The organism is Parasphingorhabdus litoris DSM 22379 (assembly GCF_020906275.1).
GTDB classification, from domain to species: Bacteria; Pseudomonadota; Alphaproteobacteria; order Sphingomonadales; family Sphingomonadaceae; genus Parasphingorhabdus; species Parasphingorhabdus litoris.
The window spans coordinates 1,082,670-1,106,855 of sequence record NZ_CP086727.1; the positions used below are offsets into that span (position 1 = coordinate 1,082,670).

Annotated in this window: 13 protein-coding genes; 3 read left to right on the forward strand and 10 right to left on the reverse strand. The window is 54.1% G+C overall.

The window, feature by feature from the left end:
* Positions 1-11: 11 nt before the first annotated feature.
* From BS29_RS05260 to BS29_RS05305, 10 genes are all read right to left on the reverse strand, one after another.
* Positions 12-8,495, reverse strand: coding sequence for a hypothetical protein (locus tag BS29_RS05260; RefSeq protein ID WP_229956168.1), 8,484 nt, complete (start codon positions 8,493-8,495; stop codon positions 12-14).
* Between the two features lie 15 nt (positions 8,496-8,510).
* Complete coding sequence (locus BS29_RS05265; RefSeq protein ID WP_229956169.1) at positions 8,511-10,301, reverse strand: ShlB/FhaC/HecB family hemolysin secretion/activation protein; 1,791 nt, start codon at positions 10,299-10,301, stop codon at positions 8,511-8,513.
* 105 nt (positions 10,302-10,406) lie between these two features.
* A complete protein-coding gene (locus BS29_RS05270; RefSeq protein ID WP_229956170.1) occupies positions 10,407-11,210 on the reverse strand; it encodes a hypothetical protein in 804 nt (267 codons plus the stop codon).
* Entirely contained in the window at positions 11,197-13,251 is a 2,055-nt protein-coding gene (locus BS29_RS05275; protein ID WP_229956171.1) for an adenylate/guanylate cyclase domain-containing protein, read from the reverse strand. The genes BS29_RS05270 and BS29_RS05275 overlap by 14 nt, the downstream gene beginning before the upstream one ends.
* Entirely contained in the window at positions 13,251-16,391 is a 3,141-nt protein-coding gene (locus tag BS29_RS05280) for a CHAT domain-containing protein (protein ID WP_229956172.1), read from the reverse strand. Before BS29_RS05280 ends, BS29_RS05275 begins: the two co-directional genes overlap by 1 nt.
* Positions 16,392-16,596: 205 nt before the next feature.
* The gene (locus tag BS29_RS05285) at positions 16,597-17,268 is read right to left on the reverse strand and encodes a nitroreductase (RefSeq protein WP_229956173.1); all 672 of its coding nucleotides are present in this window, start codon (positions 17,266-17,268) and stop codon (positions 16,597-16,599) included.
* Positions 17,265-19,094: a cobaltochelatase subunit CobT gene (gene cobT, locus BS29_RS05290; protein WP_229956174.1), complete on the reverse strand. Its 1,830-nt coding sequence runs from the start codon at positions 19,092-19,094 to the stop codon at positions 17,265-17,267. Before cobT ends, BS29_RS05285 begins: the two co-directional genes overlap by 4 nt.
* 81 nt (positions 19,095-19,175) lie before the next feature.
* Entirely contained in the window at positions 19,176-21,296 is a 2,121-nt protein-coding gene (locus BS29_RS05295; protein ID WP_229956175.1) for a transglycosylase domain-containing protein, read from the reverse strand.
* A 129-nt stretch (positions 21,297-21,425) separates the two neighbouring features.
* Positions 21,426-22,415, reverse strand: coding sequence for a cobaltochelatase subunit CobS (cobS, locus tag BS29_RS05300; protein WP_229956176.1), 990 nt, complete (start codon positions 22,413-22,415; stop codon positions 21,426-21,428).
* A 67-nt stretch (positions 22,416-22,482) separates the two neighbouring features.
* Positions 22,483-23,085: a J domain-containing protein gene (locus BS29_RS05305; protein ID WP_229956177.1), complete on the reverse strand. Its 603-nt coding sequence runs from the start codon at positions 23,083-23,085 to the stop codon at positions 22,483-22,485.
* A 68-nt stretch (positions 23,086-23,153) separates the two neighbouring features.
* On the opposite strand from BS29_RS05305, the gene BS29_RS05310 reads away from it, so the two are divergent.
* Genes BS29_RS05310 through BS29_RS05320 form a run of 3 tightly spaced genes read left to right on the forward strand, consistent with a single transcriptional unit; the run spans position 23,154 to position 24,183 of the window.
* Positions 23,154-23,438: a BolA family protein gene (locus BS29_RS05310; RefSeq protein ID WP_229956951.1), complete on the forward strand. Its 285-nt coding sequence runs from the start codon at positions 23,154-23,156 to the stop codon at positions 23,436-23,438.
* A 41-nt stretch (positions 23,439-23,479) separates the two neighbouring features.
* The gene (locus BS29_RS05315) at positions 23,480-23,818 is read left to right on the forward strand and encodes an NUDIX hydrolase (RefSeq protein ID WP_229956178.1); all 339 of its coding nucleotides are present in this window, start codon (positions 23,480-23,482) and stop codon (positions 23,816-23,818) included.
* Complete coding sequence (locus BS29_RS05320) at positions 23,815-24,183, forward strand: cupin domain-containing protein (RefSeq protein ID WP_229956179.1); 369 nt, start codon at positions 23,815-23,817, stop codon at positions 24,181-24,183. Before BS29_RS05315 ends, BS29_RS05320 begins: the two co-directional genes overlap by 4 nt.
* Positions 24,184-24,186: the final 3 nt, after the last annotated feature.

The window sequence follows — 24,186 nt, forward strand, 5'->3', positions numbered from 1 at the left end:
AACCGATCAATTCATTCCGCAGGTTCGAGTTCTTCATCCTCGGTGGGACCGCCCTGACCACAGGATTCATCCCCTTCGGCGCACTCGCCATTTTCCTCTTCTTCGCCAACCCACAGATCGTCATTGCCCGCACCAGTAACCGGCTCGTCAATCAACGGATCATCCACATATTCCTCATTTTCCTTGAGTTCGATGAGATTTGTTTCGAACGGATCACTGACCACTGTGCCATCTTCATTTGGTGTCACTTCCTCCTCAATGATATCCTGTACTGGATCGTCGATTTCCGGATCAGGAGATGGATCGGGTGTTGGCGTAGGTGTTGGCGTAGGTGTTGGTGTTGGAGTGGGGGTAGGCGTCGGTGTTGGAGTTGGAGTGGGCGTCGGAGTTGGCGCGCCACAGCTGGACGGATCGATTATTACGCAGCCATTTATTGTGGAAGCGTTGTCAAATCCAACCACAGTGTCTGTTGCGAAAATTGTGTCGATCCCGGTGTCTCCACCAACGATGCCATTGATGACAATATTCGCATTGCTGCCTGCGCTAAGCCCATTGATGGTCAAACTGTCGACCGTGAAACCGCGGCGTTCACCAAAAGCGGTGCCAGGCGCTGTATTCTGAATGAACAGATCACCATCGACCGCGAATTGCGCAATCCCGCCGCGGATCAAGCCACCGTCGAGATCGACGCCATCATTATTTTGCAGACGAAGATCGACAGCATCTACGCCAAGGCCTGCGATATCGGCAAAGGCCTGATCAGTCATGGCATAGATGTTTTGCGCCGTCAGCGTCATCAAACCAACACCACCAAAACCGCCATTGGTATCGGTAATCTGGATCAGACCGCCATTGGCATTAATCCTGAGATCATCAAGGGATGTCATGTTGAGCGTGGTGCCGCCAGATGCATTGGTCAGATTAAGATTGCCGTCGACCCTCGTGGATTGACCGGAATCAATCGTCAATGTGCCAGAGAAGCCAATATTGGCCGTTTGTGGTCCGCTGACATTGTCGCCCGCCTGCACCGTCAAATCCTGGATGATAAGATCAGGTGTTGAAAGGCCGGTCGACTGAACAAAAAATGTCAAATCCTGATTGGACTGGATCCGCGTAAATTCAAAATTGTCCAGAGTATAGCCACCAAGATCGGAGGCGCCGCCCAAAAGCGCCTGATTGGCCCCGTTGCTTTCAATGAAAATATCATTGGTCTGCGTAAATTCGCCAAGCTGTCCGGATGAACCAATATTGATATTGGCCGATGACAGGTCGATGGTCATTCCAGTCGCAAGCGCCTGAATATCGATCAGATTGCCAGCTGTGATGGTCAAAGCATTATTCGCGTTGACGGTATCATTGATCGCAACGTCAACCGCTGCCGTTACATCGATATTGCCATTGGCGCTTACGACGGCTTGGCCACTAATGCCTGCGGGCGAGTTGCCAGCGCCACTTCCAACGATAATGAGTTCGTTCAGTTCTGCGCTACCCGCCAAGCTTGTCAGCTGGATGTTGCCTGTTGCACTGGCATCATCAACCACCAGGTTGCCTTGGGTAACAATATTTATATTCCCAGCATTGGCAGTGGCAATGACTCTCATCGCCCCATCGGACCTGAGAAACACGTTATTGCCGATGGCGCGGACTGTATTGGTGAGCATGGCATTGTCACGCACTGCTACATCCCCGTCAGAAGACCGCAACACCGCAGAACCACCGATCAACTCTCCAATTTCAACGCCCAAATCAGCATCAAAATTGCTGCTGACAATTTCGGCGCTTGTGACATCGATCAGCCCATCAACAAATGCCCGGAACGTGCCGGCTGCGACGGTCTCGGCGGTAAAGTTACCATCGGCCCGGACGCTAATGAAGGAATCGGACGTCACATTGCCAAAAATAACGGAACCGAGCGACCGCAAGTCCAGCCCAGAAGGTATTTTGCTGGTCACATCGACATCACCGAAGATAATGTCGCCGGAGGCGAAAAAGTCTCCGGTGCGCGAAATATCCAGATCGCCGCCGATATTGATGTCTCCATCGAGCGCGCGAAGGCGCAGTCCTTCGGTAAACCGCAGATCACCATTGTCCCCGGTATCGGCACCGTTCAATGTTATTGATGTGCCCTCGAGGAAGGTTTCATTACCAGAGATTACGTTGCCAATGGACAGATTGCCGGTGCCTACAACCATGATCGTCGTACCGGCGGCGAGAATATCACCTGTGATATCGCTGCCGCTGAGGTCGAGCATATTTCCGGCATCCACAGATCCGAAGTCAATGAAATCGCCAGAGGAAAGAAATATATCAACGCCTGCGTCAATGCTGCCGACTGTTATGTCGCCGCCGTTGATATCGATATTTTGTGCGCCGGACGTAGCGCCCAAGAAAACGGATCCAGGTGCGTCTAATATTATGTCGGAATCAGGCACATTGATCTGATCAAAACTGAAATTGCCACCGGCATCATAGTTCACATCACCGACCCCAACCGTCAAAACGCCAACATTCATGCTGCCCGGGACCGAATAGAAGCCTTCCAATATATCGCCGCGCTCATTTACGGTGGTCAGCTCGCCGCCGGTATTGATAACAGCGGCGGATATATCACCGCCAACGGTGATACCTATGTCGTTTGCGCTATTGAGCGACCCTGAGCCCAACAAACTGCCGGCTGCTTCAATGCCAAGCAAGCCGCTGGTGAGCTCTGCATCGCGCAGGTTCACATTGCCTTCGGTGCTGTTTACGAAAATTTCGTCGCTGGCGATAAAGCGCGAGGGAATGCCGTCCGCGCCCATCACAAGATCACGGCGTGTCGATACCAATATCCGATTGGCAATTATGTCGCCATTTTCAATAACCGCCTGAATTGGGACGCCAATCTGGCCGATTTCAACAATATTGTCCGCATCAAGCGCGCCAAGGCAGAGATTGCCCTCTAAGCAGTCGTCGCTAAGCAAGCCATTATCATCGGACTGACCAATTGCTGCAATTACGGCATTGGAAGGCGCATCAATAATATCGGCTCTGATGGAACTGGCTGCAATTGTTCCGCCAAGGCCGTCCATGGCATCGGCTGTCATCACCACTGCAAACTCATTCGCATCAATTGTGCCTGCTGCCACGATCGAGGCGATGGGTGTCAGCGGCGTTGAAATGAGATCAGGCACCAACCCGCCAGCCTGCAATATCAGGTTATTGGGGTTTTCAAACGGCGAACCCAAATTAGGTGTGTCCGCAGGATTGGCGGCTGCTTCCACGCGCGCACCGGTTTGTATGATGATATCATCACCTGTAGCGATAAAGAAGCCATTGTCGGATACGCTGGTGCTGCCCGTCTGGAAAATGGCGTTGCCCCCAGCCACGACCCGAATAGCACCTGTCGAGCTGACATCGCCTGTGATCGTAGCATCGAAGCTGGGATCATAGACTGGTGTAGGCGTTGGTGTGGGATCAAGGCCCGCTTCAATGAAAATGCCCGAACTTACGATCAGACTTGCACCAATCGGCGATACTTCAGGTGGGCCGGTTACAGAGCCGTCATTTAGCGTGACATTTTGTGCGGCCGTCAGATTAATGAGGCCATCGGCGCGCAAATCATTGGCAAAGATATTCGCGCCTGCATTTACATCGATGCTGGTGCCCGATTGGAGGATAGATCCCGCCATGCTGTTAAAGTCGAGCGCCGCGTCGGCATTAAAATCGGAAACCACATCGATGGATATGATCGACGCCGCGTTGTTGGTGTGATCCACCAGGATCGATCCCAAATTTGAACGCAAATCGGCGAAACCACCAACTGTCAGCTGTCCGGTGCCATCAAAGTCATATTCTATATTGCCGGCAACATCGACGTTCAAATCGCCCAGGACAGTTATGGCTCCGCTATTGCCGCTCATGAAAAAGCCGCTGGAAGGTCCTATGCCTGCCAAAGCTTCGGCGTTCAAAGAGCCAAGCGTTATCAGGCCAGCTGGATCAATTGATGTGTCGGTAATCTCGATCCGGCCGCCTATGCCGGTAGCAATGGATCCGTCTCCGAAATTCAATCCGTTAGCCAATAATGTGACGTTACCCAGCGTTAAAATGCCAGGGCTGCCTTCCTGAACTTCCAAAGCGGCGGTACCGCCAGTACCGAAGCCGCCGGCACCATCAGTACCATATATGCCATTGCCCGGTAGTCCCAGTGCGCCGCGAAAGCCTGGATCACCACCTTGCCCGGTGGTGGTAATGGTTACGTCATTACCGGTAATCGTTCCGCCTTGCGCCAGCAGACGGGCAGTGCCGCCCGTTCCGTCACCGCCATCGCCACCATTTCCGCTGTTACCGCCATATGAATAGCCGCCCGTTCCGCCTTGGCCGCCAGTACCAGTGCTAGAGAGTGTAAATTCAGGACCGCCACTAAGCGCAAAACTGGCACCTGTTCGAACCGCAATTTCCAATGTGCCACCAGTCGCTGAACCGCCATCACCACCATCGCCACCATTGCTACCGAAAATCCCAAAGCCGGGACCACCAGCGCCGCCAAAGCCATCGGCAGAGCTAAAAAGAGGGTCGCCGACATTGGTCAAAGATGCACCTGCGCCAACAATTTCGAGCCGCGCGACGCCGCCCTGTGCATCACCGCCATTGCCACCATCGCCAGGCGCGGTGCGAGCGATACCGCCAATACCACCGGTTCCCGTTGCCGTGATGATCGGACTTTCTAGCGTTACAGCGGAGCCAGTAATATTAAGTACGGCAGTGCCCCCGATACCTGAGCCAGCATTGCCGCCGTTATTACCTTCACCGCCTTTTGCTCCAACTCCGCGCGCATCAACCACGTAGATCCGGTTGACGGCATCATCCTGCCGCAAGTTTATTGTAGCATTACCGCCTGTACCATTACCGCCACTGCCTGCAGACTGGCCGGTGAAGCCAACGGCCGGAGTAACACCGCCATAGGGGCCAATCCGGTCGGGTGCGTTGGGATCATTGCCGGCATCGCCGCCTGTTCCCACCGCTGAGACTTGTGTGGTGGTGAAGGTAACATCGCCGTTATTATTGTTGAAAACAGCGCTACCGGCTACCGCGTTACCGCCGTCGCCTGCTCTTTGCGACGGTGTCGGGGCACCCACCAAGGCATCACCGCCACGGCCGCCTTCCGTACTTGCGGAAATTGAAGCAAGCTGAGCCGAAATCGTTGCCGTCCCATCCAGATTGAGCGTGGCAATGCCACCTAGTGAATCACCACCGCTTCCGGCATTAACGCCAGTGCCATCGCCGCCTCTGCCGCCAATGCCGCCAGAACTGATTTCCAAAGTGTTGTTGACCGTCAGGCTACCTGAATTGGCATTGAAAGTGGCATTACCGGCGATACCAGATCCGCCATTGCCTGCATTTACACCTTCGGCATCTCTGGCATTACCGCCAGCCCCACCAATACCATCTGCGGATACGGTAAGGTTGTTGACTGTCACATTGGCGCCGTCGAGATTGAAGACGACATTGCCGCCTTGTCCGTCACCACCATTTCCGACCACGCCGGGTGGTTGAGGAAATCCAAACGCCCCAGAATCACCGCCGAAAGAGGCGGTGCCGCCGGCCGAAACGGTCACGTCATTGGCAGAGAAATTTCCATCGACGAGATTGAATATCGTCTGGCCCCCGACTCCATTGCCGCCATTGCCGCGGATGGCGATTGGAACTTCCGAAAAATCGTTAATAGACCCATTGGCAGCGGCAAAGAAATTCTCGGCTGAGAACGTACCGCCATTGTTGAGGGTTAGCGTCAAATTGCCGCCAACACCGAGGCCGCGTTCCGCAGCCAGACCATCAGCGGCATTGCCGCGTCCGGAACCATTGGCTGACAGACTGACAGAAGGCGGGCTGGAAGAACCGTTAAAGGGACCATCGACAAGGTCGATTGTCCCGCCATCGACGTTTATTATGATGTCGCCCGCCGTGCCGGTACCACCCTGAGTGGACGAGATTGCGTTAGCGGTTACGGAAAACTGGCTTCCGGTCAGGTTGCCGTTATTTTGAACCGTGACATTGACCGTTCCTGTGGTTCCGTCCGTTGGGGCATTGGCTAGAGCAGTTGTTGATCGGGATGATGAAAGTCCGAAGCGCGCCGAATCCAAAGTTGCATTGTCAATCAACAGATTCACATTTCCGCTGCTCGAGGCTATCCCAGCTGCTCGGGAGTTGCCCTCTGCCTGTAAATTGAATTCATTTGCGAAAGTGAGGTTGGATCCGTTGACGATGTTAACGGATATGTCACCGGCTGTTCCGTTGCCTCTAAGATCCGTATTCACCTGTAAACCAGTGCCATTTAGCACCGTGTTGTCGAAGGTGATTGTCAAATCACCAGCGGTGGCTGGGCCAGCAATTTCATTCCCTGCGGCATCAATACCGATATTGGCATTCGCGCTGCTTTCAAAATTAAGATTTCCAGTGAGATTAAGGTTAGCATTGGTAAAATTGGCAATGATGTTGCCGGCATTGGCACCATTTTCCGAAGGCGTCAGATTCCCGGTCGCATTACCTGTACCTGACGCACTGGCGTTGAGTGACATGAATAGGGAATTGACGATTCCGTCCGTGACATCAAAGTTAATCGTACCGCCGGTGTTAGTGCCGCCCGCTGCTGTGCCCCTGAAATTTGATCCGGAATCGCCATTTGCATTAACGTTAAGGCCAGAGCCATTTGTAAATGTGCTGCCGATTCCGTTGACGTTTATGTTAATTGTTCCGCCGGTGGATTCCCCAGCAGTTACACGGCCCATATTTGGTGCTGCTGACGCATTGAATGAGGAGCTATTACCTCCCGCAGCGCTGTGAATATCCAACAAGCCGCCGTTGAGAATATCGACATTGATCGTACCGCCAAAAGTATCAGTACCATCATCTACGTCAGCGCGGCGGCTGTCGACGCCAGTCACGCGCGCATTGACGACAAATTCGTCATCAATGATGATGTCGCCGGAGCCCGATGCTCTGATGCCTTCGCCGGCGGCCAATATATCGACCGTTCCGCCTTGGGTTTCAGAGAAGGCGTTGACAGTCAGGCTGCCGCCGATGGTGATGGATGACAATGCTCTGGAAATGATTTGTGCGCCGTTTACGGCGTTCAGTGTTACATCACCATCAATGTCGATGCTGGCACTATCACCGGCGGCTTCCATCCGGATGGAATCGCCCGCGGTCAGTGTCAGATCGAGATCATTGATACCCTGTGCACCGGTAACTCCTGCCCCGATAAGGTCTTGAATGACGATATCATTATTGGCGAATGCCTCAATGTCATTGCTGAAATTGAGGCTGCTGAGGGTAAAGCTGCCATTGATCGTTGGATCCACCTCTTCTTCAATGGTCACCGTGAAATTGTCGGAAAAGCTGCTGCCCCGAGAATCGATATCACCGCCTGCGCTGAGGATGATTTTACCGTCGGCCTCCATTGCCGTAGCTGCAGGCGTGTAGCCAATACTACCCTGCAGGAGCATCGTCATAGCCTGGTTTTTTGGTAACGCGGCGAAATAGATCGCCTGATTGTCCTTGTTTGCGTTAAAAGCCGGATCAGGATTACGAACCGGGCCGGTGGTCGTACCCGTATGCGAAACACCCACGGGGTCGCTGGAACCCACCAAGAGACTGATATCGAACAATCCGGAATCGATCGTTATATCAGCTTGTTCGGCCGCTACATAAGCGACCGATCCATTGACATTGACTGTGCCGCCTTGGTTGATGCGCGGCGCAACCATTGCAACATAGCTACCTTGACTAATGGCATTGATTTGCGCGCCGCTTGCAATCGTTACAGCCGGAATTGGTCCGCCGACTGGCGCGGCTGGCCCCCGAAAACGAATTTCATCGCCAGATGGCCCGAGCAATCCGCCGGTTGTGTCGATTGCGTTGGTCGTCAGCAGCAATGAGCCAACGTTGATATTCGCATTACCGCCGACGAGGACGCCGCCCGGACTGTAAAACCAGACATTGCCAATAAATGGCGCCAAGCTGCTGAGGCTGGCCACATTGCCGTTGATGCTGATGCCGCGGGTTGGATCGGCCGGGACGATACGGTTGAGGACCGTATAGTCAAGCCCGCCGTCGCGGTTGAAAACCAGACCATTGTCGCGCGGTAAGAAGTTGATTGTACCGCCACCGGATTGATCGACCAGATTCCAGTCGATTATAACCTGATCGCTGCTGATAGTGACGGTATCGGACGTTGGACCAGGCGTGAAATTGCCGGTGCCAAGCGTAAAATTGCCACCGGAAAGCACAGGATCTGCATTGACTGCATGGCCGCTGGGTGAGGGGGCGGCCTGCGCCAGTGCATTTTGTGGTGCCAGCGCAAGCATCATGGCCGCGGCGGTAAACGATCCACTGGCCAGCAGTTTCAACTTGCTGAACGAAGGGGCGTTGGTCGGCCTATTGCTGCTTTTTTTCATAGCATTACCGCTGATCTGACTCTTGTTTCCGGTCTTTGTCATCATCTTGCCTCTGTTCATCATTCGCCGCCTTCTCGCTTATCGCGACCATGGTGCGAGTTGCACCGTCAGCGTCATCAACGCCCGCGCGCTGTCGCGCCGGGTCTGGAAAGGTCCGCGTTTCAGCGGCACCACCGCCATTACGTCCAGGCTGGCCTGGCGGCCGATGGTTGCGCGGATACCGCCACCAGCGGAGTAAATTTTTTGGGGATCGCCGGGGAAATTCTTGTTCCACACCGCCATCGCATCAAAATAGACATAGGGTTGCCAGGCTGTCCCATTGGGTGACTCTGGTATCAGAGAGCCGTAACTCACCTCGGTCTGTAAGCCGTAGCCGCTATCACCGATGATGGTCCCTGGGTCATAGCCCCGACCGGTCGTGTAGTTACCGCCGGAAATTTCTTCATATGAAAAAAGGGCGTCGGGAGAATATTGAAACCGCGGCTTCAAGGTAAACGCGAGCAGCGGGGTAGGGCGATAGTCAAGCTTCGCCTCGCCGCGGACGACAAAGGCCGTGGGATCGCCATCCGCGCGGGTCGGAATGACGGTTTGGCCAATACAGCGCACAAAGGCTGGACCACATCCCTCGCTAGCGCCCAATATGCCTAGTCCTTGGCGCAATTCCAGCGATCCGGCCATGGCCCATTTGGGCTCGAACGCGGAATAGCCACCACGTCCGGAGATACTGCCTGCCTCAATTTCGCTGAAGTCGAGACGGGCATAAGCGATGCTCAGATCATCCTCATTGGTTCGCGTGCCCAAGATTTCGGTTTTCTGGTCAATATATTCAAAGCCGATCGTCCCGAACAGATTGCGGGTCTGTTTGCGGATAAAGGGATATGTCGCGTAAACACCAGCGACTAAGGTTTCTGACTCAATGTCAAAATTGTTCGGGAGATCAGGATCCGTCCACGCATAGGTGAAATTACCGCCAAAGCGCAGGCCCTCGCCGCCGACCCGAAATTCATGACTGGCTTGCAATACCTGTTGCTCACTAAAGTCAGCCGTTGAATAAGCGCTGACCGTCGTTTCATCGCCAAGACCGGTAATGCCGTTGAAACGCGCCCGAACCAGCCCGCCAAATCGGCCGACCTGTTTGGAACCGAAATTCTGAATATTGGCATCCACATAGACAGGTGTCCGGACAACGTTGAATTCGCCAATCACATCGCCGGGGCGACCATCTGCACTAGAGGTTACCGGACGCAATGATAGGCGCACATCCAGTCCGGGAATATCGCGGGCAAGCAGCAAATAGCGCTCGGCCACATCGATGTTGAAAACAGGTTCGCTGGTGAGCCGATCGATATATTGCTGCAACAGTTTTTCGGATGATCCAGCGTCTCCCCGCACCTGAACAGATGTCATTCGGGCAAGCAGAACATCAAATTTGACATTGCCGCCTTCGATCGTTTGCGGCGGTACTTGCACGGCAGCAAGATAGCCGGCTCCACGAAGGATGGTGGCAGCGCGATCACGGATTTCGCAAACCACGGCGACGGACACTTCCTGATCAACATAACCGGTATAGGCCGATCGCAATATCGATGCGTCGACCACGCCCAATCCGCTAAAGTCCACCGATTGCAGCGTGAATTTCACATCAGCAAATTCCGGGCTGGCAAGCGGACAAGCTGATCGCTCAATGCCGCCCTCCACCGTGAGCGGTTGCGCTTGGCCTTTTTCAGCTTCGCCCAGCAACCCTCGCTGAATTTCCTCTCGCGTGGGGGCGGCTATGGATGATTGTGCCCAAACATTGCTATGAGCCGCCAGAATGACGGGTGCAGATATTAATAATCCCAATTTTCTTGTTGCGCGCGCTCGCGACATATTCTTCCCCGGTTTTTCATATTTCCCGCGCGACCCCGTATGGAAATATGTATTTTTAGCTTCACGCCTCGACCCTCACCTCAAGGCGTGAAACCTTGTCTTTAACTAGCTTTGTTCTTCATTTGCCGATGAACCGTCATCCAGTGTTTCGACCAACAGATCGAGCTGGCTTTGACAGCCATTGGCGATCAAGGCAGATGCCGCATCGTTGAGATTTTCTGGTGCTTCCTTGAGCATCACGAAGTTAACCTCCACAGATTTCTCAACATTGGATCCGATGACCCGATAGCTGGCACCATCGGCCAAAGGCGCTTCGGCTTTTGGCCAGCTTTTCAGCGGATTGCCTTTCCGCCAAGCCACTTCCGTAACGGTGCCGTTGACCGGTTCGACGATGCTGGCAGTTGCCGATCCGGTATAGTCCGGACGCCAAAGCACCAATGTATTGGGATCTGAAACACAGAATTTTCCGCCCTTCGTGACGTCCAAATACCAAAGATTCGGGTTTTTCGGCGTAACACTGGTTTCCGTAACGCCTGCGCTGCGGACGGCTCCGGTTCTGGCCCGGCTTCTCCCGCGATTGTTGATAAAGCTGGAAAGGCGGGTTGAGCTGCTCGACTGACGTGTTGCTCCGCTATTTAGGGAGAATGTGCCAGGGCCCTTAATCACACGTGTGCCGTTTTTGCCAAGGATTGTGATCCGATCGAGTTTTTTCAGCGTCACCTGCGCATTGTTGGGAAGCTTCTTCCCTGCAGGATAGGATTTTGCCGACGGTCCGGTGGAACGCACGATCATATTCTGGGCGATTGCTGTGCCAGTCATTCCAACAAGTAGGAACGCGCCAAACGCAGCTTTACCCAGTTTTCCTAGTTTTTTTCCAGATCCGGGCGATTTCAAATCAACCGAGTGCATAGCTTTCTCCATTCTTTGTCTTTTCCAGTCTTTTACGCAAATTGGCCAAGCCTAAATCCTCGCCATATTGCGTCATCATAGCGCTAAGTGTCTGAATGTAATCAGTATCACCTTTTTTATGTGCGGCTATGACGGCTGTCACTGTCTCACGATCTTTTTCTTCCCAGTCCGGTACAGGTTCAAACACCTCCACCGGCGTGGCGCGACCCCGTAATGTGATGGTACCCATCGGGCGGTACCAATCGAGGCCAGTGCGTTCCATTGCTTCCCGGCTCACGAGAACTTTCGTTTCGAGCGTTTTGTTGGCTGCTTCCAGCCGGGCCGCCGTGTTCATTGCGTCGCCCAGCGCTGTATATTGAATGCGGCCATCGCCGCCAAAATTTCCGACAATAGCATCACCATAATGCAACCCGACACGTGTCCGGCCAATGGGCGGCACACCTTCGGGTACGTTTTTGCGAAATTCCTCGCCAGCCTCATACAGGGCGTAAGCGGCTTTAGCAGCGCGTTCTCCATCATCGGCGTAGGCAATAGGTGCACCCCAAAATGTGACCAGCGCGTCGCCAACAAACTTGTCGATCGTCCCGCCATATTCCAGCGCGACCTCGCTCAGGCGGTCGAGATAATCGTTCAGCAATGTTGCAACCATTTCTGGCTCGATCGCATGGCTCAGCTTGGTAAAGCCTTCGAGATCAGTGAAGACGGCAAAAATCTGTCGCTTTTCGCCATGCAGCGCGAGTTTCTCGGGATCGCGCAAAATTTCACCCGCAATGGATTTTGGCAGATATTTCCCAAGAGCACCCTGAGCAAAAGCCCGCTGCTTGGAGTTAATGGTTCTGGCAGCCGAGCCGACAGAGGAATAGCCAAACAGCCAACCCAGCGCCCATCCGAAAGCGGGCAGAGTCAGTGTGTCAATGCCGATATTCTGAAGGAAAAACGGGAAGACCAGGAAAAAGACGAACTGGCCGATCAAGATCAATCCTACTTTGGCTGCATTGCCCATGATGAGCGCTGAAAGTCCGCCGCAAATCGCAACAATCAATGCCGCCAGCCATAAGGTCCAATGGGGAATTGGGGCAGGCAAGTCGTCATTAAGCAACTGTGCAAGCATATGGGCGTGCACTTCCAACCCTATCATCTTGCCGTCTTCGCTCTGCAGGTCTGAAATAGAACCGATGGGGGTTTCGAACCGGTCGCGATCAACAAAATCGCCGCCAATCAGAACATATTTATCTTTGATGAAAGATTGCAACATGTCGGCTGTAGCCGGGTCGGCGAAGCTTTCGATCGGAAATTTGTCAAATACCGGCATATCTTGACTGGCTGGCACCAAATAGCGGATCGCGCCATTATTCGCGGCGAACTCCGGATTAGGTTTGGTCAGCGCCATGGCCATGAAAGGTGGCGCATCGGCTTTTTCGGGCGTCCAGCGCCGCTGCACGCCGTCGCTGTCGGTGTTGAGCCTGATGGTCGTTGGTTTCAACCGTTCGCCCTCAACCTCGCTCAAGAAGGATTTTAAAAACTCATGTTCGGCAAAGGCGATTTCCGGATTATATTTCGGATCGGCATAGGCAATGTAGGTCGGGGTTTTTAGCTGTTTGAAGGCTGATTCCAGCAGCGGGTCATCGTCCTGCGGCATGGTGAAGAGGATATCGATACCGATGGACTTGGGCTGTGCAGCATCGATGCTTTCGAGCGCCTGAGCCAATATGGTTCGGTCAACCGGTGAGCGCTGACCCGTCAGTTTCAATGTGTCCTCATTGTAGACGACCATGACGATCCGGTCTTCCTTTTCCACCTCGGGGGCAAAAACGGAAACACGCATGTCATAAAGCGCGCGCTCGGCATCCTGGATGAGCGGTGTGCTCCAGCTAAACCGGGCCATAAGTAGGGCGAGCACAAGGAACAGTAATGTCGAACCCAGACGGATGGGACCGAGTTGATCGAACAGGCGGCGCATGGACTGCAGCACGCTGCGCGCTTCAACTTTGACATCACGGCTTGATGCGGCCGGGTCGCTTGGATGTCCTATGCCAGCCACTATCTCAAAATTGTTTCCGCCATGTCAGAGTTGCCGGTTGCCGCAGCATCGGCGCTTTGGCTGCCAGATTCTGCGTCGGTCAAGAAAGGTCGTGATCCATCACCGATGATCGCAAAGCCTGACCAATAATAGGGATGGGAGGTTACCGGATCATCCATCAATATCTTTTGCGAGGTACGCAGTGCCGAGGCAACCGATTGGCCTTTTCCTTTTGTGAACAGGCCGCCAATCAGGCGCTCGGTTGCCTGAAAGTCATCTGGCGCCGGCCAATGGCTTGCGAGCACGGAGCGGCTGCCGGCGCCAATGAACGAGCGAACAAGCCCATCCAGTGCGGTACCTCCGCCACTGCTAACGCCAGCTTCCCGCGTCGCCCTGATACTGGCTTTACCGGCGGTATCGCAGGCTGACAGAATGACGATATCGGCGTCGAGTTTCATGTCGAAAATTTCATCAAAGGCCAGCAGTCCGTCCGATTGCTCGCCGCCAAATGACGTCAGCAAGGCCGGTTTTGCGGGACAGGAAGGCTTGGGCGCTGTAACCAGACCATGGGTCGCGAAATGCAGGATGCGATAATCGGAAATATCCGATTTCGCCAAAATCTTGTCGTCTGAAAAGGCTGATCCGGTCAGTATTTCAGATCCCGTTTGGCCGATGATCGAACGGGCCTGAACCAGCTCGGCATCGGAAATTGGATTGTTCCATTCGTCTATGGCCCAGTTGCACTGCGCATCCACACCGCCAGAAGCGGCCCGCACCCCACGACCACCTGTTTCAGCCGCTACGGGCTGATTATTACCGAGACCAAGATACTGCCGAGAAGCTTTCGATGTCGGTGACTGCCGGGCATCCGCAAAGCCGCGAGCTGATACCGCAGTGCTGATATTAGTGTCGGTGCCGAGCCAGCGCATACCGGTATAATCAAAAGGATCCCCGTCGGGCTGTTCCACGCGTTCCAGATATTCGGTGACGGACGCGTCATCGACTACCAGCAAATTGATCGGCAAACGCAGCATTGCGCCATCAGGTTCAAAGATCAGATGGCTTTTCGCAGTCAATCGCTCCGCTATCGGTTGCATCAGATCCTGAAAAAGGCCGCGGGATGTTTCGACATCAAATGGATAAGTTACATATTGGCCATTTTCAAAAGTGGAGATGGATGCGCGCAGAGCATCCACTTTCTCATCCAGCGCTGTGGCTGAAAGCGGGCTTTTGTAAGCCGTTGCAAAGTCTTTTTCTGTGTAGAAAACAAACACATTATTTCCGACGATTGCCATGCGCATATAGGATTCATCATCGGTCATGCTGGCGCGCAGATCTTCAAGCGCGATCGAACTGTCGGCGATGGCGCGATATTGCGGATATTCGGCCAGGCTAACGATGGTCAGTTGCTGACTGCGCTCGAGCTCTTCGATCTCTGCCGCGAGATCGGCGCGCCTTTGCCGTGTCGTCGTCGTTTGTTCCAATTTGCCCAGGGCGGTGAAGCGCATGCGCAATCGTTCGATACTGCGATCAAGATTGGCGGACTGGCGGAACAAGCGAGCCGCCTCGTCCGTGCCGCCTCTCAGCTCGCGTGACAAAACCGCCTGAGTTTCGGCAACACCGGGTCGCACCAATATCTGGGCGGCCTTGAAGAATTCCGCTGCCGCATCAGGATCATCAGCCGTCAGATCAAAATAGGGGGCCAATTGATTGGCGATGCCGGTTGCTGCGCTTCGCTTGCCGATCGCACTATCCACTACCTCTTGATAATATTGCCGTGCTTCAACTTGTTTGCCCTGGCGCAGCAAATAACTGGCAAGCTTTGCTTTTGCACCATTGACGGCACGGGTTTCGGGATATTGCAGCTCCACCAATTCCAAAGCATTGCGCAATAATTGTTCGGCATTGGCAAATTCGCCCTGCGTTTCTGCGATCAGCGCGAGTTCCGATAAAATCTGTGTGCGCAGCCGGGTAATGGACGTGACGCGTCCATCGCGCACCGCAACCGCCTGATTATAAGCGGTGGTCAGAGATTTTTGGGCCTCTGTAGCTTCTCCCCTTATCCGCTGAGCAGTGCCAATGAGTTGCAGCGCTTGGGCATCGATTATTTGTCCGCGCTCTTCGGCAGTTAGCTTTAGCTCGTCGTTTAAACCGAGCAGGCCAGCGGTCTTGTCATCACCGTTTAGCCGCATTGCAATAGGCTGCGTAATCGTAAGGCCATTGGCCAGCGATTCCCGTTGCAATTCTCTTGCTGCGATCGGCAGATTAATTCGCGTGACAGCATCTTCATAGCGGCCCTGATTCAGCAGGTGCATGGCCTCAAAATTGCGCAGCAATTTCTGGTTTACAACGCTGCCGGCATCAACCGACTTTGCTTCACGAAACAGCTCGTCTGCTTCCGCAAATTCGCCGAGATTGGATTTTTGCAAAGCACGGTTGATAAAATATTCCTGGGGATTGATATCGACATCTTCAAGACCCGCCGTCCGCTGCTGCAAGGTTTCAAAAAAGGCCGCTGCCTCGGCATAGTCGCCGCTTAAATTGCGCCGGTATCCCTCTGCCAGCGCCTGGTCCGGTTTCAAGGTCAGCGCCTGCACGCGGGCAAATGCGAACGGGTCTTCTATAGAGGTCGAGGCAATATCGATTTTGCCTTTGACGATCTTGTCCGACATTACGGATTTTAGCGCTAAAGTGGTCGCGCTGTCATAAACCGTCAGGCCTTCTGCAACATAAGATGTGTTTCCGCGTTGCTCCTGAAAGATGGAATAGGCAACCGGCTCATCCGCCAGCTTGCATGCCGTGCGGTTCAGCCCGCCAGCAGTTGCTTGCTCAGCTTGATCCGAGCAAGAAATCGCTTCGCTGCGATGGGGTGCGATACGTTGCAGGACATCGTCTTCAGGTGCGCGAAAGGCATAGACATATCCTACGGGACGAGCAGAATCGCGGCAAACCACGGCCCAGCTGCGGTCAAAAATGCTCTGCTTGGCTTTGTTTTCGATGCTGCGGTCCTGCACCTGGCACAATGTTCCGTCGCCTGATCCAATTGGAAAGCTATCGCGCAATGACACCGGCATTCCCTGCGCATGAGCAACAGAAGAAGCGGCAGCCAAAACTGGAAGCAGTGCCAATAGCGGCAAACGAAAATCACTCGGACCGATCATATATCCCCCACAACACTCGTAACAGCTTATGCCCGTCGGCTAAGTTGTTCTAAATGCGACCCGAAAACCCTCAGAATCGTTCATAAGCGACGTTTCCGAGTCTGGCATAGTAATTAATCGACACATGGGTGTAAATGAGGTGACAATTGTCACCATTTGAAACAGTCAAATATAAAAACTCTGTTTTATCAGAGGTTTATATGATTTAAAAACCCTGAAATTTTACAACTTCGTCCAGCGATACGCGTGGAACCTCGAAGTTGTTAATCGGTGCATCTGGGTCACGATAACCAATGGCCATACCGCAGAAAAAGATATGATCATCATCAATGCCCAGCAATTCCCGCATATAGGTACCATACATGGCCCAAATTTCCTGGGGACAGCTGTCCAGCCCTTCTTCGCGCAGCAGCAACATTACGGTTTGCAGCCACATACCCATGTCTGACCATTGTGGTGGACCCATATATTTGGGGGTGTAAGTGAAAAGCTGCACCGGCGCGCCAAAGCTATCCCAATTGGCCATCATCTGTTTGATGCGTGCACCGCCATCTTCGCGCGGAATTTTGAGAGAATCGAACATGGCTTTGCCAACGCCTTTGCGCTGCGCCTCATATCGCCCGTCCAGATCTTTGGGATAAATATCATATTCCATATTCTCACCAGATGGTGCGGTCGGGACTTTGGCTTTTACGGCATCCGCAATCCGGGTGAGTTCGTCGCCAGTAACAACAACGGCATTCCAAGGCTGCGTATTGCCGCCAGAAGGTGAGCGAGATGCCGTTTGCAATATTTTCTGGAGAGTTTTTTGATCAACCGGTTTGTCGAGAAATTGGCGGACGGAACGGCGGGATGTGACAGCTTCGGTTACGTTCATTTTGTTTCCTCATCAAAAAGGCCAGCCAGTTGTTCGACCATAGTCCCGCCTAATTGTTCCGCGTCCATGATGGTGACAGCGCGTTTATAATAGCGAGTCACATCATGGCCGATACCAATCGCCACCAATTGCACGGGAGACCGACTTTCAATCCAGTCGATGACCTTGCGCAGGTGGTTTTCCAGATAAGCGCCATGGTTCACTGACAGCGTGGAATCGTCGACCGGCGCGCCATCGGAAATGACCATCAATATCCTGCGTTCCTCTGGGCGTCCGATAAGACGGTTATGTGCCCATAGCAGCGCCTCGCCATCGATATTCTCTTTCAGTAGCCCTTCCCGCATCATCAGGCCCAGATTTTTGCGGGCTCGCCGCCATGGTTCGTCGGCCTGTTTGTAAATGATATGACGCAAGTCGTTGAGCCGCCCGGGATTGGCTGGGCGGTCCGCCGCAAGCCAGCTTTCCCGGCACTGGCCACCTTTCCACGCGCGCGTGGTAAAGCCCAAAATCTCGGTTTTGACGCCGCAACGTTCCAGTGTGCGCGCCATGATATCGGCGCTGATCGCCGCGATGCTGATGGGCCGCCCCCGCATCGAGCCGCTATTGTCGATCAGCAATGTGACGACCGTATCGCGGAAATCCGTCTCGCGCTCTACTTTGTAGGACAGACTGTGCGCCGGGTTGCTGACCACGCGGGCCAGGCGAGCGGCATCGAGCATGCCTTCTTCCTGATCGAAATCCCAACTGCGGTTCTGCTGCGCCATCAGGCGGCGTTGCAGGCGATTGGCAAGTTTGGTCACCGCGCCCTGCAAATTGGTCAGTTGCTGATCCAAAAACGCACGAAGCCTGGTCAGCTCTTCATCGTCACATAATTCGGTCGCGCTGATAATCTCGTCATATTTTTCAGTCCACGGCGCATAGTCAAAGCCGGGCGGCAAGTCGGACATCGGGCGATTGGGACGAACCGGCATCATGCCTTCGTCGCCGGCATCGCCCATTTCTTCTTCGGCGCCTTCTTCCAGATCGTCGGCGTTTAGTTCGCTTTCGCTGTCCTGCGCATCGTCTTCCGATTGTTCAGAGCGCATATCTTGTTGCCCCTGATCGCCAGTGGCTTCGTCATCTGCGCCATCATCTTCCTGATCATCACTCTCGTCATCGGAATCGTCTTCATTGTCATCCGCTTCAGAGCTTTCGTCGTCGCTGGTGATGAGATCGAGATGCTCCAGCAGCTGTGTCGACAGTTTCGCAAAACTATCCTGATCATCCAGTGTGAGATTTAGGCCGTCAAGATCTGCGCCAGCGCCTTCTTCAATCCAGTCGCGCAGCATGTCGACACCTTTTTGGGTGCATTCCGGCGGCGCTTCTCCGGTCAGCTTTTCTCGCGCCAGCAAGGCGAGTGCCGTTGAAATTGGGACTTCGTCCCGATTCTGTGCCCGCGAAATCGGGTCCGAGCGCATCCGCATTTCCAATGCGGCATCAAGGTTGCCATTCACGCCTTTCATATTGCGCGAACCCAGAGCGTCGGTGCGGACTTGTTCCAGTGCATCAAAACAGGCACGGGCAATGGCCTCGTGCGGGGCGTTTTTGCGATGACTGCTTTCATCATGATAGCGCAGTTTGAGTGCGAAGCTATCGGCGAAACCGCGTGCCTGAGCAACCTGGTCAGCAGGCAGGTCGCGCGCCGGCATCGGGACCTTCAAATGCTGTCCTGATTGTGAGGGGGCTTCGGCCGTGTAAGCGAGTTCAACCTCAGGTTCATGGGACATAGCGCGTGCGGCACCGCCAAGCACGTCTTTCAGGTCATCAAGTTTGGAACGGTCAGCCATAGAAGCTGATAGCCATAAGCGGAAACCTGAAGTGAATCAAAGGTCTAAATTCCACCTTTTTGCTAGGAATATCGTTGCCGCCTAACGATCCGTAGCGGCAGGCGCTTCTTCGCGCCTGCTCTCAATCGCCACTCCATCATTATCAAGGCGCAGGTCGACGGGAAATCCACCAATTTCTGTGGAGATAGAAACCCCGTCTCCGCCATTGATGCGAATCTCAGCATCGCCAAGGTCAATTGGCACGTCATCAAGGTCTTCCAAATCCGGCACATCAAACGGCTGGATTGGTCCATCGGGGTCTGGCTTTTGAATTGGTTTGGGCTGGCGCACTGTGCCAGCACCTTCCACTGCCTGCGTCATGAAATCACGCCAGATGCGCGCTGGCAAACCGCCGCCATTTACGCCTTTTAGCGGGCTGTTATCATCATTGCCGACCCATATGCCCACGACCAGATCCTCTGCATAGCCAACAAACAGGGCATCGCGATTATTCTGGCTGGTGCCGGTTTTGCCGTAGTTGGGAATAGCCAGCTGCGCATTGCGACCGGTGCCATCATTCACTGCAGCACGCAGCATATCCTCCATCCGTTCATGGGTATTACTGCCATAGCGCCCCGGCCAGTCGAACAGCCATTCTGCCCAGCTTTGTTCTTTCTTCTGAAAGGCATAGGGTTTGACAGGCCAGCTGTTGTTGGCGACACCAGCATAAGCAGCGGTTAGTTCCAGCAGCGTCATGGTTGACGTTCCCAGTGCCAGGCTGGGATCATCCTCAGCCAATTTTGACGTAACGCCAAGATTTCGAGCTTCTTTTATGACGGCCTTGTCGCCGACCTGGCCGAACAGGCGCACCGCCGCAACATTGCTGGATTTGGCAAAAGCCTCTTTCAAGGTAATTTCACCACGATATTTTTCGCCGGAATTTTTGGGCAGATAACCGCCTTTCGTAATCGGACTGTCATCAACCATATCATCTGGCCGGATATCGGCGCGCAGCGCAGCGAGCCAAACAAAGAGTTTGAAGGTTGATCCCGGCTGCCGTTTGGCTTGCGTCACCCGGTTGAATGCTGATTTCTTGTAATCGCGACCGCCAATCATTGCGACGACTTCACCATCTGGCCGCATGGCAACCAATGCAACTTGCGCGGTGCCAAGCGGTGCGCGGTTGATCACGTTATTGGCAATTTTCTGCAGCCGGGAATCCAGCGTGGTGGTGATCGTCAGCTTGCTATAGCTCATTTCCGATAAGGCGCGGGCACGCGGCATCGCCCAATCGGCAAAATAGGTTCCTGTTGGCACGGTATTTTTGGCGCGAACGTCAAGTATCGGGTTAGGCAGCTTGTCGGCGTCCGCCTGGGTTAGAAAACCGCCATTGACCATGGCTGCTTTGACCAGCTTTGCGCGTTTGGCGGCGAGCTTGGGATTGCGGGTCGGAGCAAGACGGGAAGGGGCCTGCACTAGTCCCGCCAGCATGATGGCCTGCTCTGGTTTCAAATTCTCGGGTTTGCGATAGTAATAATGCAGCGAGGCCGCCCGCAGACCGTAGACATTATCGCCAAAATAAACATTGGAAAGATAGCGCTGAAGAATTTCGTCTTTTGACAAACGCGCCTCCATCCAGAAAGCGATCAGCATTTCACGTGCCTTGCGGGTCAGGCTGCGCTCCGGCGTCAAAAAGGTCAGTTTGGCGAGCTGTTGGGTGATCGTGCTGCCACCCTGGGTAATGCCGCTCCCCGTTGCGTTGCTCCATGCCGCGCGCGCCAGTCCGCGCGGGTCCACGCCCCAGTGCGAATAGAAACGCCGGTCTTCAATCGCGAGAAAGGCGTTGACGACATGGTCGGGCAATTGGTCGATCTCGACCGGTTCATCAACCACTGCGCCATTGCGCGCAATCGGCTGACCATCTGCCGTTAATAGCGTGATTTGCGGCGGTGCGATCGGCTGGAGCGATTTGGACAGCGGGGCCGTAATTGCGAGCCATGCAACAAGCAGGATGAATAGAAACAGAAAGGCTGCAATACCCCGGCTAAACCACCACCATTTGCCGCGTGGTTTTTTAAGCGGGGCAAGCGGCTCGCCTTGCAAATGCGGTGGCAGCGCATCGCCATAGGGTTCGTAGAAGACGGTTTCTACCGGAGCCTTGCGGCCAAAGGGCCAATACCAACGCCGGCGCGGCGCATCAGGGGGAGATATTCTATCCAGCATCAATGACTGTATTACACTAGTAATACACAAAATGCGAGAGGCAATTTCGCCTGTTCAATGATCAGCCCTCCTCTTGAACCGAAGGAGGCTATATGATCGATAACCTGTGAACCCGAAATGAAGGAGTTTTTAGGCTCCAACCACACTTTCCGGCAGATCTTCGCCAAAGACGCGCTGATAATATTCCGCGACCAGCATCCGTTCGGCCTCATCGCATTTGTTGAGGAAGCTCAGGCGGAAGGCGAAGCCGACATTGTTGAATATCGCGGCATTTTGGGCCCAGCTGATCACGGTCCGCGGGCTCATCACCGTGGAAATATCTCCGTTGACGAAACCCTGACGCGACAGGTCGGCGACCTTGATCATATTTTCCACCGTTTTGTCGTCGGTATCGGGAACCTTGGACAGGATTACCTTCGCCTCGGTTGCGGCAGGCAGATAGTTGAGCGTTACAACGATGTTCCAGCGGTCCATCTGGCCCTGGTTGATCTGCTGCGTACCATGATATAGTCCGCTAGTATCGCCGAGGCCAACTGTGTTCGCGGTCGCGAACAGACGGAAATTGGGGTCCGGACGAATGACGCGGTTCTGGTCGAGCAGGGTCAGCTTGCCTTCGGCTTCCAGAACACGCTGGATCACGAACATTACGTCGGGGCGCCCCGCGTCATATTCGTCAAAAACCAATGCTGTTGGCGTTTGTAGTGCCCATGGCAGGAGACCTTCACGGAATTCGGTGACCTGTTGGCCGTCTTTCAGGACAATCGCATCGCGGCCGACCAGATCGATACGGCTGATATGGGCATCGAGGTTGATGCGGATACAGGGCCAGTTCAGCCGCGCCGCAACCTGTTCAATATGGGTTGATTTACCGGTGCCGTGAAAACCCTGCACCATCACCCGGCGGTTATACGCAAAACCAGCAAGGATCGCGGCCGTTGTGTCCTGATCAAACACGTAAGACGGATCAAGATCGGGAACGCGTTCGTCTTTCTCGCTGAACGAGGGGATCTGCATGTCGAGATCAATGCCAAACATCTCCCGCGCATCAACGGTCTGATCCGGTGCGTCCAAAACAGTTTCGCCGCTGCCGCTGGGATGGGTATTGGGTATGTCAGTCATGTCTGTCCTTTGAAAACTCCGGCCTCAATATGAGATGCAAAAAGCCAGAGCCACTATCTAAAATTACCTAACTAAAATCCGGTGATTCTTTTAGCTGCGTATAGGCCGCGATCACATTTGCCAACTGTTTCTCATGACTTCTGTTGCCGCCATTGCGGTCGGGATGATATTTGCGGACCAGCTCCGAATAGCGTCTGCGAATCTCGCCGCGCTCCGCATCCTCGCCAAGCCCTAGCGTCTTAAGCGCCTTGCGGTCGCCCGCGCTGATCGCGCGGCCCGGTGTTTGGGGTCTTGAAACGCTTGCAGCAAATCTTGCGCCGATCGCATCCAGCGGATCGGTAAAATCAGCCCATGCGGGGGTGTCACCCGGTCCATTTTGATAGATTCGCCGGTTGCTGTCCCACCCGCGAATGGGGTGCTGTGCTTCAAAAATCTGTTCCTGATCCATGCCGTCGAAATAATCATAGCCCTGATTAAATTCACGAACATGGTCGAGGCACAGCCAGCGATATTCACCGGGACCGTCATAGCTGTGCCGGGCGCCGTAAATGGGAGGCGCACGAAATTCACCCTCTTCCTCACAGCCATCAATGGCGCAGGTCCGCCCTTCGTTTTCCACCCGGCCATGAAAACGGTTTGGTTTTTTCTTTTGAGGATCGGAGGAAGGCAACAGATTATCCGGTTATTGGCCCCAAGAAGGCGGTTCGCAAATGCTGGTGAAGCCTCTATATAGGCATGATGGAAACAGAATCAAAAGGGCCAGTGGCCGCAGAAATTGAAAAGCGGCTTTTAGAAGCGCTGAACCCGACTTCCCTCAATGTCATCAACGACAGCGCCAGCCATCGGGGCCATACTGGCGACGATGGTAGTGGAGAGTCCCATTTCACGGTGGAAATCGCCTGCGCCGCCTTTGAAGGCCAGTCGCGGCTCAACCGGCAGCGGATGGTGAACAAGGCGCTCGGCGATCTGATGCATGACAAGGTGCACGCCATGGCGATCAAGGCGACGGTGCCAGGGGAGTGATCCGCTGCGCTTGTCTTTTGGAAACGAAAGGCGAGGCGCTCATGCTGGTGCGCGTACGTGACAATGATCTCTGGTATCTGCCGGGTGGAACGATTGAGATTGGCGAGACCGACGAAGAAGCGCTTGTCCGGGAGATTGATGAGGAACTCGGTGTGGTGATCGACTGCGAAACCCTGAAATTCGATCTTCGGATTGTCGGCCCCGCTTTGGGACGCCAAGGGGATGTGGAACTGAATTGCTATAAAGCGCGATGGAACGGCAATGTCACGCCAAGAGCCGAGATATCGGAAGTTGCTTTCATAGGTTATGAGCAGACAGAGATCATGGCTCCGGCCATCAAAATTCTGGTAGATGAATTGCAAAAAGGGCATCATTCATGACGATAGAAAAGGTCAACTTGAAAGACGCGTTCGCCAGTTTCTCCGATCATTGGTCGCCTAAGATCGCTGGCGACATCAACGACGCACAGGTGAAGCTGGCGAAATTTGAAGGCAAGTTTGACTGGCATCATCATGATCATGAAGACGAGCTGTTTCTGGTAGTTGCCGGAACAATGCGTATGGGTCTGCGCACCGGGGATGTCGATGTCGGGCCCGGCGAGTTTATCATCATCCCGCGAGGGGTGGAGCATTGTCCCGAGGGGCTGGATGGTGAATGTCATGTCTTGTTGCTCGAACCCAAGACGATATTGAACACCGGCAATGTGGTGACGGAAAAGACGGTGACTGAGCTCGACCGGCTATAAAGC

Bases quoted from the DNA above. Each gene is read 5' to 3' on its own strand.
- BS29_RS05285 (WP_229956173.1), bottom strand. From the start codon at position 17,268: ATGAACGTAACCGAAGCTGTCACATCCCGCCGTTCCGTCCGCCAATTT.
- BS29_RS05315 (WP_229956178.1), top strand. From the start codon at position 23,480: ATGCTGGTGCGCGTACGTGACAATGATCTCTGGTATCTGCCGGGTGGA.
- BS29_RS05295 (WP_229956175.1), bottom strand. From the start codon at position 21,296: ATGCTGGATAGAATATCTCCCCCTGATGCGCCGCGCCGGCGTTGGTAT.
- BS29_RS05280 (WP_229956172.1), bottom strand. From the start codon at position 16,391: ATGATCGGTCCGAGTGATTTTCGTTTGCCGCTATTGGCACTGCTTCCA.
- BS29_RS05270 (WP_229956170.1), bottom strand. From the start codon at position 11,210: ATGCACTCGGTTGATTTGAAATCGCCCGGATCTGGAAAAAAACTAGGA.
- cobS (WP_229956176.1), bottom strand. From the start codon at position 22,415: ATGACTGACATACCCAATACCCATCCCAGCGGCAGCGGCGAAACTGTT.
- BS29_RS05265 (WP_229956169.1), bottom strand. From the start codon at position 10,301: ATGTCGCGAGCGCGCGCAACAAGAAAATTGGGATTATTAATATCTGCA.
- cobT (WP_229956174.1), bottom strand. From the start codon at position 19,094: ATGGCTGACCGTTCCAAACTTGATGACCTGAAAGACGTGCTTGGCGGT.
- BS29_RS05310 (WP_229956951.1), top strand. From the start codon at position 23,154: ATGGAAACAGAATCAAAAGGGCCAGTGGCCGCAGAAATTGAAAAGCGG.
- BS29_RS05320 (WP_229956179.1), top strand. From the start codon at position 23,815: ATGACGATAGAAAAGGTCAACTTGAAAGACGCGTTCGCCAGTTTCTCC.
- BS29_RS05260 (WP_229956168.1), bottom strand. From the start codon at position 8,495: ATGATGAACAGAGGCAAGATGATGACAAAGACCGGAAACAAGAGTCAG.